Source organism: Acidovorax sp. SUPP950 (assembly GCF_030158935.1).
GTDB lineage: Bacteria > Pseudomonadota > Gammaproteobacteria > Burkholderiales > Burkholderiaceae_C > Paracidovorax.
The window spans coordinates 582649-598393 of the sequence record NZ_BQXE01000003.1 but is presented as its reverse complement, the minus strand read 5'-3'; the positions used below and the strand labels follow the sequence as shown (position 1 = coordinate 598393).

The following is a 15745-nucleotide window of genomic DNA, read 5'->3' as shown; positions in this document are numbered from 1 at the left end:
TCACCTTCGATTCCTCCCACCCCAACGACCGCCTTTCGCGGCCCCTGACATGCCACTCCATCGCCTCTTTCTCGCACCCCTCCTCGCCCTCTCCGTGCTGGGCGCCCTGCCCGCCCATGCGGCCGACAAGCTGCGCATCGGCGTGCTGCCGGGCGTGTATGCCGACGCCATCGCGGCCGCCGCCAAGGACGCCAAGGCGCAGGGCATCGACGTCACGGTGACCGAGTTCACCGACTGGACCACGCCCAACGTGGCGGTGGACTCGGGCGACCTGGACATCAACTTCTTCCAGCACCAGCCGTTCCTCGATAACGCGATCCAGAAGAACGGTTTCAAGCTGGCCAGCGCCGGCACGAGCTTCCTGGCCAACATCGGCCTGTATTCGCTCAAGCACAAGACCATCAACGAGGTGCCGGTGGGCGGCAAGGTCGGCCTGGCCAACGACCCGGTGAACCAGGGCCGCGGCCTGTTGCTGCTGCAAAAGGCGGGGCTCATCCAGCTCAAGCCCGGCGTGGGCTTCGTCGGCACGGTGGACGACATCGTGCAGAACCCCAGGAAGCTGAAGTTCGTCGAAGTGGAAGGCCCGCAGCTGGTGCGCATCACCGGCGACGTGGACATCGCCCAGGGCTACCCGCACTTCATCGTGGCCTCCAAGGCGTTCGATCCGTCCAGCGGGCTGGCGTATTCGGGCGTGGAAGACGCGCGCTTCGCCATCCAGTTCGTGGTCAAGGCCAACCGCACGCAGGACCCGGTGATCCAGAAGTTCGTGAAGGTGTTCCAGAACTCCGACGCGGTGAAGGCGGCCATCGACCGCGCCTTCGCGGGCGACAAGCGCCTGTACGTGCTGACCTGGACCCAGCAATGATGCGCGCGCCCCGCTTCTTCCACTTCAAGGCCGCCGCCCTGGGCTGGCTGCTGGCCGCCTCCGCCCTCACCGCGCACGCGGCCGACGTGATCCGCATCGGCTCCACGCCCGGCGTCACCTCCGACGCGGTCGAGGCCGTGGTGGCCGAGGCCAAGGCCCAGGGCCTGGAGGTGAAGCTGGTCGAGTTCACCGACTGGACGCTGCCCAACGAGGCGGTGAACAACGGCGACATCGACCTGAACTTCTTCCAGCACCAGGCGTTTTTGAACAACGCCATCAAGGAACGTGGCTACCAGCTGCAGCTGGTGGGCCTGGGCCTGCTGCAGAACATCGGCATCTACTCCAACCGCATCCAGCGGCTGCAGGACGTGCCCGAGGGCGCCAAGGTGTCGGTGGCGAACGACCCGGTGAACCAGGGGCGCGGGCTGCTCCTGCTGCAGAAGGCCGGCCTCATCAAGCTGCGCCAGGGCAATGCCGTGGGCGCCAGCGTGAACGACGTGGTCGAGAACCCCAAGAAGCTGCGCTTCTATGAGATCGAGGGCCCGCAGCTCATCCATTCGCTGCAGGACGTGGACCTGGCCGTGGTGTGGCCCAGCTACTTCGTGAACGCCGGCAAGAAGGAACAGGCCAGCCGCGCGCTGCTGTATTCGGGCATCGACGACTCGTTCTATGCCATGGGCTTCGTCGCGCGCAAGGACAAGGTGCAGGACCCGAAGATCGCCCGCTTCGTGCAGCTGTTCCAGCAGTCGCCCAAGGTGCGCGAGGTGGTGTCCGCGCGCTTCAACAACGATCCCAAGCTGTACACGCTGCCCTGGAAGACGCCATGAGCCTGACCGCTGCCTCCCCTTCCCCCGTCTGGCGCAGCGCTGCCGGCACGGCACCCTCCCCCGCCACGGCCCCTGCCGGGGCACCGCAGCCCCGCGCCGGGGCGGCACCGCCGCCTGCGCCATCGGCGGAGGCCGGCGCTCCATCAGGCTCCGTGGTCTTCGAGCAGCTCGGCAAGGTGTACGCGTCGTCCGCCGGGCCGGTGGCGGCGCTGGAGGACATCAGCCTCCAGATCCCGGCCGGCAGCATCTTCGGCATCATCGGGCGCAGCGGCGCGGGCAAATCGAGCCTGCTGCGCACCATCAACCGGCTGGAGTCGCCCACCTCGGGCCGCGTGCGGGTGGATGGCACCGACATCGCCACGCTGGACGACGACGGCCTGGTGGCCTTGCGCCGGCGCATCGGCATGATCTTCCAGCACTTCAACCTGCTGGCCGCCAAGACGGTGTACGACAACGTGGCCCTGCCGCTGCGCGTGGCCGGCTGGCGGCCCGCCGCCATCCACCAGCGGGTCGAGGAGCTGCTGGCCCTGGTGGGCCTCTCGGACAAGCACCGCACCTACCCCGCGCGCCTGTCGGGTGGGCAAAAGCAGCGCGTGGGCATTGCCCGGGCGCTGGCCACGGCGCCGGAGATCCTCCTGTGCGACGAGGCCACCTCGGCGCTGGACCCGGAAACCACGCATGCCATCCTGCAGCTGCTGCGCGACATCAACCGGCGGCTGGGCATCACGGTCATCCTCATCACGCACGAGATGAGCGTGATCCGCGAGATCGCCGACCAGGTGCTGGTGCTGGAGCAGGGCCGCATCGCCGAGCAGGGCGAGGTGTGGAAGGTGTTCGGCGCGCCGCAGCACGACGCCACGCGCGCGCTGCTGGCGCCGCTGCAGCACGGCCTGCCCGACGATCTGCAGGGGCGGCTGCAGGCCGAGCCACCGGCACACGGCGGCTACCAGCGCATCCTGCGCCTGGGCTACACCGGCGAGGGCGGGCTGGAGCCCGATTTCGCGCGCATCGCCCAGGCCCTGCACAGCCCCGTCAGGCTGGTGCACGGCGGCGTGGACCGCATTCGCGGCCATGCGCAGGGCCGGCTCATCGTGTCGCTGCCCGGCACGGTGACGCTGCCTGATTTCGTCCATCTGGTGCAAGGCCCTGGCGCCATTGCCCATTCCATCGAGGTGATCGGCCATGTCGCTGACGTTGAGCATTCCCTTTGAGCGCTACACCCAGGCGTTTTTCGACACGCTGACCATGGTGGGCACGTCGGCCGCCATCGCCTTCGTGGCGGGCATTCCGCTGGCGGTGCTGCTGATCGTGACGGCGCCCGGGGGCTTCCTCGCGTCGCCGCGCATCCACCGCGGCGTGGGCAGCGTGGTCAACGGCTTTCGGGCCACGCCCTTCATCGTGCTGCTGGTGGCGCTGATTCCGTTCACGCGGCTGGTCACCGGCACCACCATCGGCGTGTGGGCGGCCATCGTGCCGCTGGCCATCAGTGCCACGCCGTTCTTCGCGCGCATCGCCGAGGTGAGCCTGCGCGAGGTGGACCCGGGCCTGATCGAGGCCGCGCAGGCCATGGGCTGCCGCAAGTGGCACATCGTCTGGCACGTGTACCTGCCCGAGGCGCTGCCCGGCATCGTGGGCGGCTTCACCATCACGCTGGTGGCGCTCATCAGCTCGTCCGCCATGGCGGGCGCGGTGGGCGCGGGCGGCCTGGGCGACCTGGCGATCCGCTACGGCTACCAGCGCTTCGACACGCAGGTGATGCTGATCGTCATCGCCGTGCTGATCGCGCTGGTGTCGCTGGTGCAGTTCAGCGGCGACCGGTGGGTGCGCTGGCTGCGCAGCCGATAGCGCGTGGCGGGTGACCGGTGGAGCCGCCGTGGCGCTGGCTGCACGCCTGGGGAAACGGGATGCGCGTCAGCAGCCCGTCTTCCAGGGGTTTACAAGCCAAATCGGCCTCCAGCGCATGATCCACTAGGGCATATTGCTATCAAAAATATAGTACGAGGATGTGCCGCCGCGCTCCGGCCCGCCCGTCAGAACGCATGGGCGTGCCGCAGCGCGTCCAGCACCCGCACGCGCAGGGCGCCCAGCGATTCGTCTTCGCGCCGGCGCGGGCGGGGCAGCGGGTTGTCGATGACCTGCAGCTCGGCGCCGGCGCGCGCCTCCAGCACCACCACGCGGTCGCTCAGGAGGAGCGCCTCGTCCACGTCGTGCGTGACCAGCAGCAGCGCCAGGCCGTGGCGGCGCGCCACCTCGGCCAGCAGCTGCTGCAGGCGGGCGCGGGTGAAGGCATCGACGGCGGAAAAGGGCTCGTCCAGCAGCAGCAGGCGCGGCCGCGTGAACAGGCCCCGGGCGATGGCCACGCGCTGCGCCTGGCCGCCGGACAGCTGCTTCGGCAAGCGGTCTTCGAAGCCCGCCAACCCCACTTCGGCCAGCAGCTCGCGCACCTGTGGGTGACTGCGCCCGGCGCGGCCCAGATCGAACGCCACGTTCTCGGCCACGGTGAGCCAGGGGAACAGGCGCGGCTCCTGGAAGATGAAGCCGATGCCCTGCGTGATGCCCTGCTGCGGCTCGCCGGCCAGGTGCACCTGGCCGTCGTACTGCGTGTCCAGCCCCGCGACGATGCGCAGCAGCGTGCTCTTGCCGCAGCCGCTGGCGCCCACGAGGCTGACCACCTCGCCGGGGGCGATGTCCAACTGCACGTTCTGCAGCACGGGCTTGTCGCCGTAGGCCTTGCGGCGCACGCGGGCCTGCAGCAGCGGGCCGCCCTGCGCGTCCTGGGCCTGCAGCAGCGGGCCGTCCACAGCGAGAGACGCTGGAGCGATGGCGTCTTGCAATGCAGTCATCGTTGGTTCAGTCCCGCGCAGTGTTGTCATAGGTGTCGCGCCAGGCCAGCAGGCGCTTTTCCAGCCAGGCCATGCCCGTGTCGGTGACCTTGCCCAGCAGCGCCAGCAGCACGATGGCGGCCAGCACGATGTCGGCGCGGCCCATCTCGCGGCCGTCGGTCAGCAAATAGCCCAGGCCGCGCGTGGCGGCGATGAGTTCGGCCGCCACCATGAACATCCACGCCAGGCTCAGGCCGTTGCGCAGCCCGGTCAGCACCGCCGGCAGGGCGGCCGGCAGCAGCACGCGGCGCACCATGGCGACGGCGCCCAGCCGGTACATGCGGGCGGCCTCGACCAGCTTGCGGTCCACGTCGCGAAAGCCCGAGGCCACGCCCATGTAGACCGGGAAGAACGCGCCGATGGCAATCAGCGCGATCTTGGACGCCTCGTCGATGCCCAGCCACAGCAGCAGCAGCGGCACCCAGGCCAGCGACGGGATGGCGCGCAGCGCCTGGAAGGTCGGGTCCAGCAGCCCTTCGGCCCGGCGCGACAGACCCACCAGCGCGCCGATGGCGATCGCCAGCACGGTGCCGATGGCAAAACCCGCCGCCACGCGCGCGCTGCTGGCGAGCACATGGCCGGCCAGGCCCTGTCCGCCGAAACTGATGAGGGTCTGGACGATCTCGGTGGGCGCGGGCAGCAGGTGCGGGCTGACCCAGCCGGCGCGCACGGCGCCTTCCCACACGGCCAACACCGTGGCCGGCAAGATCCAGCCCGTGCCCAGCGCGCTCCAGCCCCGGCGGCGCGGCGCGGTGCGGGCGGGCTCCACGGCCGGGCCGATGCCGGACCATTCCTGCGGGTGGGCGGACATGGCGCGGTCAGGCCGGCGAGGCCGCCGGCGCGTTCGTCACGCTGCGCGCGAACTGCGTGTCCACCAGGTCGGTGACCACCTTGTTCAACGCCGTGCCGGGCCGCACCAGGGCTTCGGACAGGAGCAGCGGGGCGGCGCCCTGCAGCGCGGCGATGTGTTCCTGCGACGGCTGCGGGTTGGACAGATCGGTGCGCAGCTTGAGCTGCAGCAGCGCCACCTCCAGGCTGACCTTGGCCTCCTCCGACAGGATCCTGGCCGCCTCGGTGGTGTGGGCCAGGATCCATTGGCGGGCGCGCTCGTAGCCGGCCAGCACGCGGCGCGTCTCGGCGGCGCGCTGGGCCAGGAACTCTTCGCGCACATTCAAAAAACCGTAGGTGTTGAACGCCACGTTGCGGTAGATGAGGCGCGAGCCCGCATCCAGCTCGCTGGCGGCCATCAGCGGATCCAGCCCCGCCCAGGCGTCCACGCGGCCCTGCTCCAGCGCGGTGCGGCCGTCGGCGTGCTGCAGCGCGACGATCTCCACGTCGTTGCGCTTCAAACCGGCCACCTGCAGCGCACGCAGCAAAAAGAGGTACGGGTCGGTGCCTTTGGTGGCGGCGACCTTCTTGCCCTTGAGTTCCTTTACCGACTGGATGGGCGAATCCTTGCGCACCACCAGCGCCGTCCATTCAGGGCGCGAGAAGATGTACGGTGCCCGGATCGGGTTGCCGTTGGCCTTGGACAGCAGCGCGGCCAGCCCGGCCGACGAGCCGATGTCGATGCTGCCCGCATTCAAATACTCCAGCGCGCGGTTGCTGCCCGCGCTGAACACCCACTTCACGGCCGTGCCGTCCTGCTTGAACGACTCTTCCAGCCAGCCGAAGCGGCGCAGCACCAGGCTGGAGGGCGAATAGGTGGCGTAGTCCAGGCGCAGTTCCTTGAGCGGCTGCGCGGCGTGCGCGGTGTGCGAGGCCAGGGGCCCGGCCAGCGCTGCGGCGCCGGCCGACAGCAGGGTGCGTCGTTGCATGGTGGTGGGTTCCCGGTGAATGCGGTGAGGGTGCGGCGCAGTATCGGGCGCGGCTTGCCGCACGGCCAAGAACGTTATTCGTCTATTTTTATGAGAAACCTGCCGCCCCTGGCGTGCCCCTGGCGCGCCCCTGAAAACCGGCCGGTTGGCCTGCACCAGCCGCCGCAGGCCAGCAGCAAATTGCGCACGAATCACGCAGCAGGCCGCTGCGCGCACGGCGCGGCAGGCCGGTGCAGCCCACGGCGACGCGGGTTGCACCGCGCCCCATGCCCGCCCGGCAGGCCGCGGCGCGCGCATCGGCCAAAAACCGCATAAGCACGCGCGAATTCCGCATGTGGCGAGCCCGCTTGCCTGCGCACACTGGGCCCACTCGCGGCGGCGGGCGCCCCTGGCCCGACCGCCCCCACCCCTTTGCCGGCGCTCCACCCATGTCCTCACGCGACCCCCAACTGCACCCGCCCGAAGCCCCGCCCACGGCACCCGCCTCGCCCCTGCCCACCGCCCAGGCGCTGGCCGACCGGTTCGCCGCCACCGCTGCCGAGCGCGATGCCCGCGGCGGCACGCCGAAGGCCGAGCGCGATGCGCTGCGCGCCAGCGGCCTGCTGTCGCTTTCCATCCCCACCGCGCAGGGCGGCCAGGGCGCCGACTGGGCGACCACGCTGCAGACCGTGCGCACCCTCGCGCAGGCCGACAGCTCGCTGGCCCAGGTCTACGGCTTTCACCACCTGCTGCTGGCCACCGTGCGCCTGTTCGCGCGGCCCGAACAGTGGGTGCCATGGCTGGAGCAGACGGCGCGCAAGCAATGGTTCTGGGGCAACGCGCTCAACCCGCTGGACACGCGCACCGCCGTGCGCCGCATCGGCGACTGGTACGACTTCTCGGGCAAGAAGAGCTTTTGCTCGGGTGCGCTGGATTCCGAGATGCTGGTCGCCTCGGGCATCGACGAACACACCGGCCAGTTGCTGATCGCCGCCATTCCCACGGCCCGCGCAGGCATCACCCTGAACGGCGACTGGAACAGCTTCGGCCAGCGCCAGACCGACAGCGGCAGCGCCCTGTTCGAGAACGTGCGCGTGGAGGGCAGCGAGCTGCTGCGCGACCCCGGCCCGCTGACCACGCCGCGCTCGTCGCTGCGGCCGCTGCTGGCGCAGCTGGTGTTCGTGCACCTGTTCCTGGGCCTGGCCGAGGGCGCGTTCGCGCAGGCGCGGCACTACACGCTGAACGAGTCGCGCCCCTGGTTCCGCTCGCCCGCCGAACGCGCCAGCGAAGACCCGTACATCCAGTCGCACTATGGCGAATTCTTCGTCGGGCTGGAGAGCGTGCGCCTGCTGGCCGCGCAGGCCGCCGCCACGTTCGATGCGGCCTGGGCGCAAGGCGACGCGCTGGACGCCGAAGGCCGGGGCCGCGTGGCGGTGGCCGTGGCGACGGCCAAGGTGGCCTCCACCCGCGTGGGTCTGGACGTGACCAGCCGGCTTTTCGAGACCACCGGCGCGCGCGCCACGCACGGCGCGCTGCGGCTGGACCGCTTCTGGCGCAACCTGCGCACGCAGACGCTGCACGACCCGGTGGACTACAAGCTGCAGGAGCTGGGCGACTGGGCGCTGCACGCCAGGGTGCCGGCACCGTCGTTCTATTCGTGATCGCCCGGCACGATCGCTTTCAAACTCCAGGCTGAAGACCATGGCGACCCTCCCCGCATGGCCCGCCGCACCGGCCCGCGCTGCCACCGCCACGCCCGCCGCCCCCGAGGCCGGCCTGGCGTGGATCTTCGAAGACCCGCGCTCCAAGGCGCTGCTGGCCGAGGTGGAGCAGGTGGCGCCCAGCGACGCCGGCGTGCTCATCACCGGCGAGAGCGGCACCGGCAAGGAACTGATCGCGCGCTACCTGCACAGCCGCAGCCCGCGCAGCGCCGCGCCCTTCGTGGCCGTGGGCTGCGGCGCGTTCTCCGAAGCGCTGGTGGACTCGGAGCTGTTCGGCCATGAAAGCGGCGCCTTCCCCGGCGCCTTCGGGGCGCAGCCCGGCTGGTTCGAGGAAGCCCACGGCGGCACCATCTTCCTGGACGAGGTGAACGACCTGCCGCTGGCCGTGCAGAACAAGCTGCTGCGCGTGCTGCAGCAGCGCGAGGTGGTGCGCGTGGGCGGGCGCCAGCCCATTCCCATCGACGTGCGCATCGTGGCCGCCGCGTCGGTGGACCTGCAGGCGCTGGTGCTGCAGCAGCGCTTTCGCAAGGACCTGTACTACCGCCTGAACGTGGTGAGCCTGGAGGTGCACACGCTGCGCGAGCGCCCGGGCGACATCGTGCCGCTGGCGCGCCATTTCATCGACGCCTACAGCCGGCGCCTGGGCTACCCGCGTCCGCAGCTCACACCCGCCGCCGAACGCGCGCTGCAGCAGGCGCCCTGGCCCGGCAACGTGCGCGAGCTGGAAAACACCATCCACCGCACGCTGCTGCTGGGCGAAGGCCGCACGCTGGACGCCGCCGATCTGCGGCTGTCCGGCACCGCGCGGCCGGGCACCGAGCCCGAAGCCCCGGCGCCAGCGGCGCCGCCGCAGGCGCCGAGCCCCTCGCCCCCCGGCCTGCCGCTGCTGCGCCAGGCCGTGCGCCAGCTGTGCGAAGCGCATGTGCCCGCGCTCTACCAGACGGTCGAAGACGCCGTGCTGCTGGAAGTCTTCCGCTGGTGCCACTACAGCCAGAGCGAGGCCGCGCGCGTGCTGGGCCTGAGCCGCAACGTGGTGCGCGCGCGGCTCATCCGCCTGGGCGAGGTCGGCGCGCCGCGCCGCGCCGGCGCCGATGCGGGCGCGCCACCCGCCGAATTCCCATCCGACACCGATTCCGAAAGCCCTTCCCCATGAGTCCGACCCCCGACCTCTTCTGGTTCCTGCCCACCTCGGGCGACACGCGCTACCTGGGCACCTCCGACTTCGGCCGCGCGCCCACCAACGCCTACCTGCGCCAGATCGCGGTGACCTCCGAGCAGCTGGGCTACGACGGCCTGCTCATTCCCACCGGCAGCTCGTGCCTGGACCCGTGGGTGACCGCCGCCAGCCTGGTGCCCGTCACCCAGCGCATCCAACTGCTGGTGGCCCTGCGCACCTCGCTGGGCAACCCCACCGCGTCGGCGCGGCAGGCCGCCTCGCTCGATCAGGCCCTGGGCCCCGGCCGCCTGCTGCTGAACGTGGTGCCCGGCGGCGATGCGACCGAGCTGGCGGCCGACGGCGTGTTCTACAGCCACGACGAGCGCTACGCCGCCAGCGACGAGTTCCTGACCCTTTGGCGCCGGCTGCTGCAGGGCGAGAAGGTCGACTTCGAAGGCCGGTACCTGAAGGTGCAGGGCGCGCAGAACTTCTTCACGCCGGCCACGCAGCCCTACCCGCCGCTGTACTTCGGCGGCTCGTCGCCTGCCGCGCACGCGCTGGCCGCGCGCCATGTCGATGCCTACCTGACCTGGGGCGAGCCACCCGCCGCCGTGGCCGGGAAGATCGCCGACGTGCGCGCCCGCGCCGCCGCCGCAGGCCGCGACCTCGACCGGCACCCGCTGCGCTTCGGCGTGCGCCTGCATGTCATCGTGCGCGAGACCAGCGAAGAGGCCTGGGCCGATGCCGACCGCCTCATCAGCCGCCTGACCGACGACGACATCGCCCGCGCCCAGCAGAACTACGCGCGCATGGATTCGCACGGCCAGCAGCGCATGGCCGCGCTGCACGGCGGCCGGCGCGACCGGCTGGTGGTGGGCCCCAACCTGTGGGCCGGCGTGGGCCTGGTGCGCGGCGGCGCGGGCACCTCGCTGGTGGGCAATGCGCAGGAGGTGGCCGAGCGGCTGCAGGAATACGTGGACGTGGGCGTGGACCGCTTCGTGCTCTCGGGCTACCCGCACCTGGAAGAAGCCATCCGCTTCGCCGAGCTGGTGTTTCCGCTGCTGCCCGGCCGGCAGGCGGTGACGCTGCGCGACCAGTCGCTGACCGGCGGCGCGTTCGACATCCGGGCGAGCCGGCCGGCGGCGGCCGAGCCCGTGGCGGCCACCGCCCCCGTGCCGGAGGCGGTGCGATGAGCGCCGCCACCACGACCCCGCGCGTGATCGACATGCGCTGCCGGCCCGCCTACCTGCACGACTTCTTCGGCCGGACGCCCGGCTCGCCCGGCGAAGACCTGGCGCGCTGGCTGAACCGGCGCGTGGGCACGCGCGGCGACGACGCGCACTTCACCCGCTCGCGCACGCCCGAAGGCTTTCTGGCCGAGGTGCGCGATGCCGGCCTGTCGCACGCCGTGGTGGTGGGCCGTCACACGCCCGGCCAGCACCTGCCCAACGACACCATCCATGCCATCGTGCAGGGCCAGCCGGAGCTGATCGGCATCGGCGCGGTGGACCCGGCACTCCAGGGCGAGGCAGCCGCACTGGCCGAAGTGGAGCGCGCCGTGAAGGTGCTGGGCCTGGCGGGCATCGACATCGAACCGGGCTTCGGCCAGCCGCCGCGCCACCCGGACGACCCGGTGTACTTTCCCATCTACGAGCGGGCGCAGCAGCTGGGCGTGCCCGTGTTCCTGATGACCGGGCCGACCTCGCCCGACCTGCGCTTCAACGACCCGGCCCCGGTCGCGCGCGTGGCACAGGCCTTTCCGCGCCTGCCGATCGTGGCGTACCACGGCTGGTGGCCCAACGTGCAGCAGGCCATCGGCCTGGCCTTTCGCTACGACAACGTGTTCCTGGTGCCCGACATGTATTTGTTCCAGCCCGGCAGCCCGGCCTATGTGGAGGCGGCCAATGGGTTTCTGGGCGACCAGCTGCTGTTCGGCTCGTCGTACCCGTTCCGGCCGATCGGCCAGTCCATCGAAGACGCCCTGGCGCTGGGCCTGCGCGAGAGCGTGATCGACCGCGTGCTGTACGGCAATGCGGCGCGGCTGCTGGGCATCGGCAGCGTGCCGGTGCAGGCCGGGCCCGCCTGACTCCCGTCGGCCTGCAGCGCCCGCCTGGCAAGAGCCGGGATTTTTCTCAGAAGGTTTCCCAGTCGTCGTCCGACCGCGATGACGGCGCGGGCGCCGTGCGCGGCGCAGCGGCCCGGGGGGCCGCCGGTGCCGGCGCGGCAGGCGCCTTGGGCTTGTTGGCAGCCGGGGCGGACAGCGCGGGCGCGCTCGCGGCGGGTTTGGCGGTGGAGGGAGCCGCGGATTTCGCAGCCGGCTTCGGTGCCGGCGATGCGGCCGCAGCGGGCGAAGGCGTGGCCGAGACGGCCGGGCGCGCCGGCACCGGCTGGGCCGCCACACGGGCGGGTGCCGCGACCGGGGCCGCACTGCGCGAAGGCGCGGCCGCCACCACCGCCAGCGGCACCGCCCCGGCGTCCACACGGAACTGCGACACGGCCTCGCGCAGGCGCTTGGCCTGCTCTTCCAGCGACGAGGCCGCCGCCGCCGACTCTTCCACCAGCGCCGCGTTCTGCTGCGTGGCCTGGTCCATCTGCACCACGGCCTGGTTCACCTGGTCGATGCCCGAGGACTGCTCGGTGGACGCGGCCGAGATCTCGCCCATGATGTCCGTCACGCGCTGCACCGAGGCCACGATCTCCTGCATGGTCGCGCCCGCGCGCTCCACCTGGGCCGAGCCCGCGCCCACCTTGCCCACCGACTCGTCGATCAGGCCCTTGATCTCCTTGGCAGCGGTGGCGCTGCGCTGGGCCAGGGCCCGCACCTCGCTGGCCACCACGGCGAAGCCCCGGCCCTGCTCGCCGGCACGCGCCGCTTCCACGGCCGCGTTCAGCGCGAGGATGTTGGTCTGGAAGGCGATGCCGTCGATCACCGCGACGATGTCCGCGATGCGGCGCGAGCTGCCCGCGATCTCCTGCATCGTCGCCACCACCTCGCCGACCGCCGCGCCGCCGCGCTGGGCCACCGCCATGCTGCTGGCGGCCAGCTGGTTGGCCTGGCGCGCGCTGTCGGCGTTCTGCTTCACGGTGGACGACAGCTGCTCCATGCTGGCGGCGGTTTCCTCCAGCGACGCGGCCTGCTGCTCGGTGCGCCCGCTCAGGTCGCCGTTGCCCAGCGCGATCTCGCGCGAGCCGGTGTGGATCTCCTCCACGCCCTGGCGCACCTGCGTGACCATGCGCGCCAGGCCCTCCTGCATCGTGCGCGCGGCGCCCATCAGGCGGCCGATCTCGTTGGACGAGCGCACCTCGATGCGCGTGGTGAGGTCGCCCTGGGCGACCTTTTCCAGCAGCGCGCCGGCGTCGTCCAGCGGCGCCAGCACGTTGCGGCGGATGAACACCCAGCACAGGACCGCCAGCACCACGCCCACCACCACCAGCACGCCGGCCGCGATCTCGGCGATGTACAGCAGCCGCACCGACTGCGCCTGCAGGGCATTGCCGCGCTGGCCTTCAGCATCGAAGAGCTGCTTCATCAGCCCCTCCATGTCCGCCAGCAGCTTGTTGCGCTGGGCGACGATCTCCTTGCCGCTGTATTCAGCCTCGTTGCCGCCGGCCAGGCCCACGGCGCCGCGCTGCACCAGGGCGGCGTAGGCGTCGAAGGCGGTGACCATCGCCGTGGCGAGCTGGCGCTCCTGCGCCCAGTCGGCGGGCAGGCCCTGCGCCACGGACTGCAGGATGGGGCGCGCCTCCTGCATGGATTTCTCGGCACGCGTGGTCTGCGACCGCACGCTGTCGGGCGGGTCGCCGCGCAGCACGTTGCGGTGGCCCACGGCCAGGGCGACGCGGTTGTCCCACATGCGGATCTCGGCCTGCTTGAGCGCGAGCATGTCGCGGGTCGTGCGGTCCTGCACTTCGCCGGCCATCACGCCGGCGCGGGTGCCCACCCAGCCCACCCCCACCGAGACCAGCAGTGCGCCGGTGAAGAACAGCAGCACCAGCAGCAGCGCCACCCGGATGGAAAGATTCCTGAACATGCCAACCCCTTGATCGAACCGGTCCACGGCGGACCACAACCCCACACCGTTTGCAACAAAAAGTTTGCCAGAAAAAGCCGACAAAAAATGTCGGCTACCCGGTTGATTTCGACCGGTGTGTCGGCTCGGCCACGCCCGCCGCCCACGGCGGCCCCGAGATTTAAAACAAACGTTTGATTTATCGTGGTCTAATCCGCCGCGATGTCTCCCCCCCACCCTCCCGCCGCCCCGGCCGACGCCGCCGCCGGCACCCCCACGGCCCGCCTGCGGCTGCTGCATGCGGCGCTGCGGCTGTTCGCCGAGCACGGCTACGCCAAGACGTCGATCCGCGCCATCGCGCAGGCCGCCCAGGCCAACGTGGCGGCCGTGAGCTACTACTTCGGCGACAAGGCAGCGCTGTATGCCGCGCTGTTTTCCGAACCGTTCGGCGACATGCCCTCGCTGGTGGCGGACTTCACCCGCGACGGGCTCGACCTGCGCGAGGCGATGCAGCGCTACTTCCGCGGCGTGCTGGCCCCGCTGCAGCACGGCGAGATGGCGCGCCAGTTCATGCGGCTGCACATCCGCGAGATGCTGGAGCCCACCAGCCAGTGGGAAAAGGAACTGGAGCAGGACGTGCGCCAGCCCCATGACGCCATGGTGCGGCTGCTGGGCCGGCACCTGGGCGTGGCCGGCCCCGACGACGACCTGCACCGGCTGGTGCTGGCCATCACCGGCCTGGCCTTCCAGATCTGGTGCCAGCAGGAGGTGCTGGCCGCGATGGAGCCGCAACTGCTGGCCACCCCCGAAGCCGTGGACGCCTGGACCGGCCGGCTCACCGAATACGCGCTCGCCATGGTGGCGGCCGAGCAGGCGCTGCGCGCGCCGGCCGCGGCCCCCCGCTAGCGCCATGCCTTTTTCTGGTTGCCCATGAAAACACCCCCAATCCACCGCCCCCCCCGCGCCCTGCTGGCCCTCGCCCTGCCCCTGTGGCTGGCCGCCTGCGCCGTTCCCAGCCCCGCCCCGCGCGTGGAGGCCCCCACGCCCGCCGGCTGGCACGCGCCGCTGCCCCACGAGGGCAGCGTGGCCGACCTGGCCCGCTGGTGGAAGCGCGCCGGCGACCCGCTGCTGGCCGAGCTGATCGCCTCGGCGCAGGACATCAGCCCGAGCGTGGCGCAGGCCCGGGCGCGCCTGGCGCAGGCCCGCGCGGCCCGGGTGAGCGCGCGCGCCGCGCTGCTGCCCTCGCTGGACGGGCAGGCCAGCGCCAGCCGCGGCGTGAACGAGCAGGTGGGCGGCCTGGCCAGCACGGCCCAGGCCGCGCTGCAGGCCAGCTGGGAGGTGGACCTGTTCGGCGGCAACGCCGCCGCCAACCAGGCCGCGCTGCAGCGGCTGGCCGGCGCCCAGGCGCAGTGGCACGAGGCCCGCGTTTCCGTCGCGGCCGAGGTCGCCACGCAGTACAGCAGCTGGCGCCAGTGCCTGGCGCTGGCGGAGGTGGCCGCCTCCGATGCCGCCTCGCGCGGGCAGACCGCGCAGCTGTCGCGCCTGAGCGAGCGGGCCGGCTTCACCGCCCCCGCCACGCTCGCCCTGGCGCAGGCCAGCGAGGCCGAGGGCCGCGTGCGCGCCGAGCAGCAGCGCATGGCCTGCGAGATCGATCTCAAGACCCTGGTGGCCCTCACCGGCCGGGACGAATCCGCGCTGCGCGCCCGCGCCGCCGCCGCGCCGCTGGCACCGGCGCCCGACGCGCTCTTCGCCATCGAGGCCCTGCCGGCGCGCGTGCTGGCCCAGCGGCCCGACGTGTACGCGGCCGAGCGCGAGGTGGCGGCCACCAGCGCCGACGTGGGCAGCGCCCGCGCCCAGCAGTTGCCGCGCCTCACGCTCAGCGGCTCGGTGGGCCGCGGCTGGGTGCGCACGGGGGAGGCCAGCATCACCTCCAACACCTGGTCCATCGGGCCGGTGGGGCTGTCGCTGCCAATCTTCGATGCGGGCCGGCGCGCGGCGCAGGTGGATTCCGCCCAGGCGCAGTACGACGCGGCCGTGCAGCAGTACCGCGGCACGGTGCGCCAGGCCGTGAGCGAGGTCGAGCAGGCGCTGGTGCGCCTGGCCAGCACCGCTGCGCGCAGCACCGATGCGCAGCGCGCCGCGGACGGCTACCGCGCCTCGTTCACCGCCACCGAGGCGCGCTGGCGCGGCGGGCTGGCCAGCCTGGTCGAGCTGGAGGATTCGCGCCGCACGGCGCTGGCCTCCGAGACCGCGCTCATCACCCTGCGGCAGGAGCGCATGGCAGCCTGGATCGGCCTGTACCGCGCGGCGGGCGGCGGCTGGGAGGCCGAGGCCACCCCGCAGGCCGCCGCGGCGGCGCCCCTGCCCGCCTCGACCCTGGCCCCTTCCGCCACGCCCGCCCAGTGAGCCGCCATGCACCCGCGCCCGCTCGCCCCCGTCTTCCACTTTGTCTTCAGTCGTCGTCGTTGACCGCATGAATGGAACCCCC

14 protein-coding genes are annotated in these 15745 nt (G+C 72.0%); 10 read left to right on the top strand and 4 right to left on the bottom strand.

Features of this window, described 5'->3' with window-relative positions:
• Positions 1 to 49: 49 nt before the first annotated feature.
• Genes AVME950_RS16530 through AVME950_RS16515 form a run of 4 tightly spaced genes read left to right on the top strand, consistent with a single transcriptional unit; the run spans position 50 to position 3537 of the window.
• Entirely contained in the window at positions 50 to 865 is an 816-nt protein-coding gene (locus AVME950_RS16530; protein WP_284424476.1) for a MetQ/NlpA family ABC transporter substrate-binding protein, read from the top strand.
• Positions 862 to 1692 (top strand): MetQ/NlpA family ABC transporter substrate-binding protein, encoded by an 831-nt coding sequence (locus AVME950_RS16525; protein WP_284430642.1) that lies wholly within the window; start codon positions 862 to 864, stop codon positions 1690 to 1692. Before AVME950_RS16530 ends, AVME950_RS16525 begins: the two co-directional genes overlap by 4 nt.
• Positions 1689 to 2903 (top strand): methionine ABC transporter ATP-binding protein, encoded by a 1215-nt coding sequence (locus AVME950_RS16520; protein WP_284430641.1) that lies wholly within the window; start codon positions 1689 to 1691, stop codon positions 2901 to 2903. Before AVME950_RS16525 ends, AVME950_RS16520 begins: the two co-directional genes overlap by 4 nt.
• Positions 2875 to 3537, top strand: coding sequence for a methionine ABC transporter permease (locus AVME950_RS16515; RefSeq protein WP_284430640.1), 663 nt, complete (start codon positions 2875 to 2877; stop codon positions 3535 to 3537). The genes AVME950_RS16520 and AVME950_RS16515 overlap by 29 nt, the downstream gene beginning before the upstream one ends.
• Positions 3538 to 3722: 185 nt before the next feature.
• Here AVME950_RS16515 and AVME950_RS16510 read toward each other — a convergent pair whose 3' ends face one another.
• The 3 genes from AVME950_RS16510 to AVME950_RS16500 are packed head-to-tail and all read right to left on the bottom strand — an operon-like array spanning position 3723 to position 6391.
• Positions 3723 to 4535, bottom strand: a complete 813-nt coding sequence (locus tag AVME950_RS16510) for an ABC transporter ATP-binding protein (RefSeq protein WP_284430639.1) — start codon at positions 4533 to 4535, stop codon at positions 3723 to 3725.
• 7 nt (positions 4536 to 4542) lie between these two features.
• Complete coding sequence (locus AVME950_RS16505; protein ID WP_284430638.1) at positions 4543 to 5385, bottom strand: ABC transporter permease; 843 nt, start codon at positions 5383 to 5385, stop codon at positions 4543 to 4545.
• A 7-nt stretch (positions 5386 to 5392) separates the two neighbouring features.
• The gene (locus tag AVME950_RS16500) at positions 5393 to 6391 is read right to left on the bottom strand and encodes an aliphatic sulfonate ABC transporter substrate-binding protein (protein ID WP_284430637.1); all 999 of its coding nucleotides are present in this window, start codon (positions 6389 to 6391) and stop codon (positions 5393 to 5395) included.
• Positions 6392 to 6819: 428 nt separating this feature from the next.
• Between AVME950_RS16500 and AVME950_RS16495 the strand changes: the two genes are divergently transcribed.
• Genes AVME950_RS16495 through AVME950_RS16480 form a run of 4 tightly spaced genes read left to right on the top strand, consistent with a single transcriptional unit; the run spans position 6820 to position 11333 of the window.
• The gene (locus AVME950_RS16495) at positions 6820 to 8031 is read left to right on the top strand and encodes an acyl-CoA dehydrogenase family protein (protein WP_284430636.1); all 1212 of its coding nucleotides are present in this window, start codon (positions 6820 to 6822) and stop codon (positions 8029 to 8031) included.
• 40 nt (positions 8032 to 8071) lie between these two features.
• Positions 8072 to 9244, top strand: coding sequence for a sigma-54 interaction domain-containing protein (locus AVME950_RS16490; RefSeq protein ID WP_284430635.1), 1173 nt, complete (start codon positions 8072 to 8074; stop codon positions 9242 to 9244).
• Complete coding sequence (gene ssuD, locus AVME950_RS16485; protein ID WP_284430634.1) at positions 9241 to 10440, top strand: FMNH2-dependent alkanesulfonate monooxygenase; 1200 nt, start codon at positions 9241 to 9243, stop codon at positions 10438 to 10440. Before AVME950_RS16490 ends, ssuD begins: the two co-directional genes overlap by 4 nt.
• Positions 10437 to 11333: an amidohydrolase family protein gene (locus AVME950_RS16480; RefSeq protein ID WP_284430633.1), complete on the top strand. Its 897-nt coding sequence runs from the start codon at positions 10437 to 10439 to the stop codon at positions 11331 to 11333. The genes ssuD and AVME950_RS16480 overlap by 4 nt, the downstream gene beginning before the upstream one ends.
• 46 nt (positions 11334 to 11379) lie before the next feature.
• Here AVME950_RS16480 and AVME950_RS16475 read toward each other — a convergent pair whose 3' ends face one another.
• Entirely contained in the window at positions 11380 to 13278 is a 1899-nt protein-coding gene (locus tag AVME950_RS16475; protein ID WP_284430632.1) for a methyl-accepting chemotaxis protein, read from the bottom strand.
• A gap of 201 nt (positions 13279 to 13479) precedes the next feature.
• Between AVME950_RS16475 and AVME950_RS16470 the strand changes: the two genes are divergently transcribed.
• Both AVME950_RS16470 and AVME950_RS16465 read left to right on the top strand, forming a co-directional pair.
• Positions 13480 to 14163 carry a CerR family C-terminal domain-containing protein gene (locus AVME950_RS16470; protein WP_284430631.1) on the top strand — a complete coding sequence of 228 codons (684 nt, stop codon included), beginning with the start codon at positions 13480 to 13482 and terminating at the stop codon, positions 14161 to 14163.
• Between the two features lie 24 nt (positions 14164 to 14187).
• Positions 14188 to 15663, top strand: coding sequence for an efflux transporter outer membrane subunit (locus AVME950_RS16465; protein WP_284430630.1), 1476 nt, complete (start codon positions 14188 to 14190; stop codon positions 15661 to 15663).
• Positions 15664 to 15745: the final 82 nt, after the last annotated feature.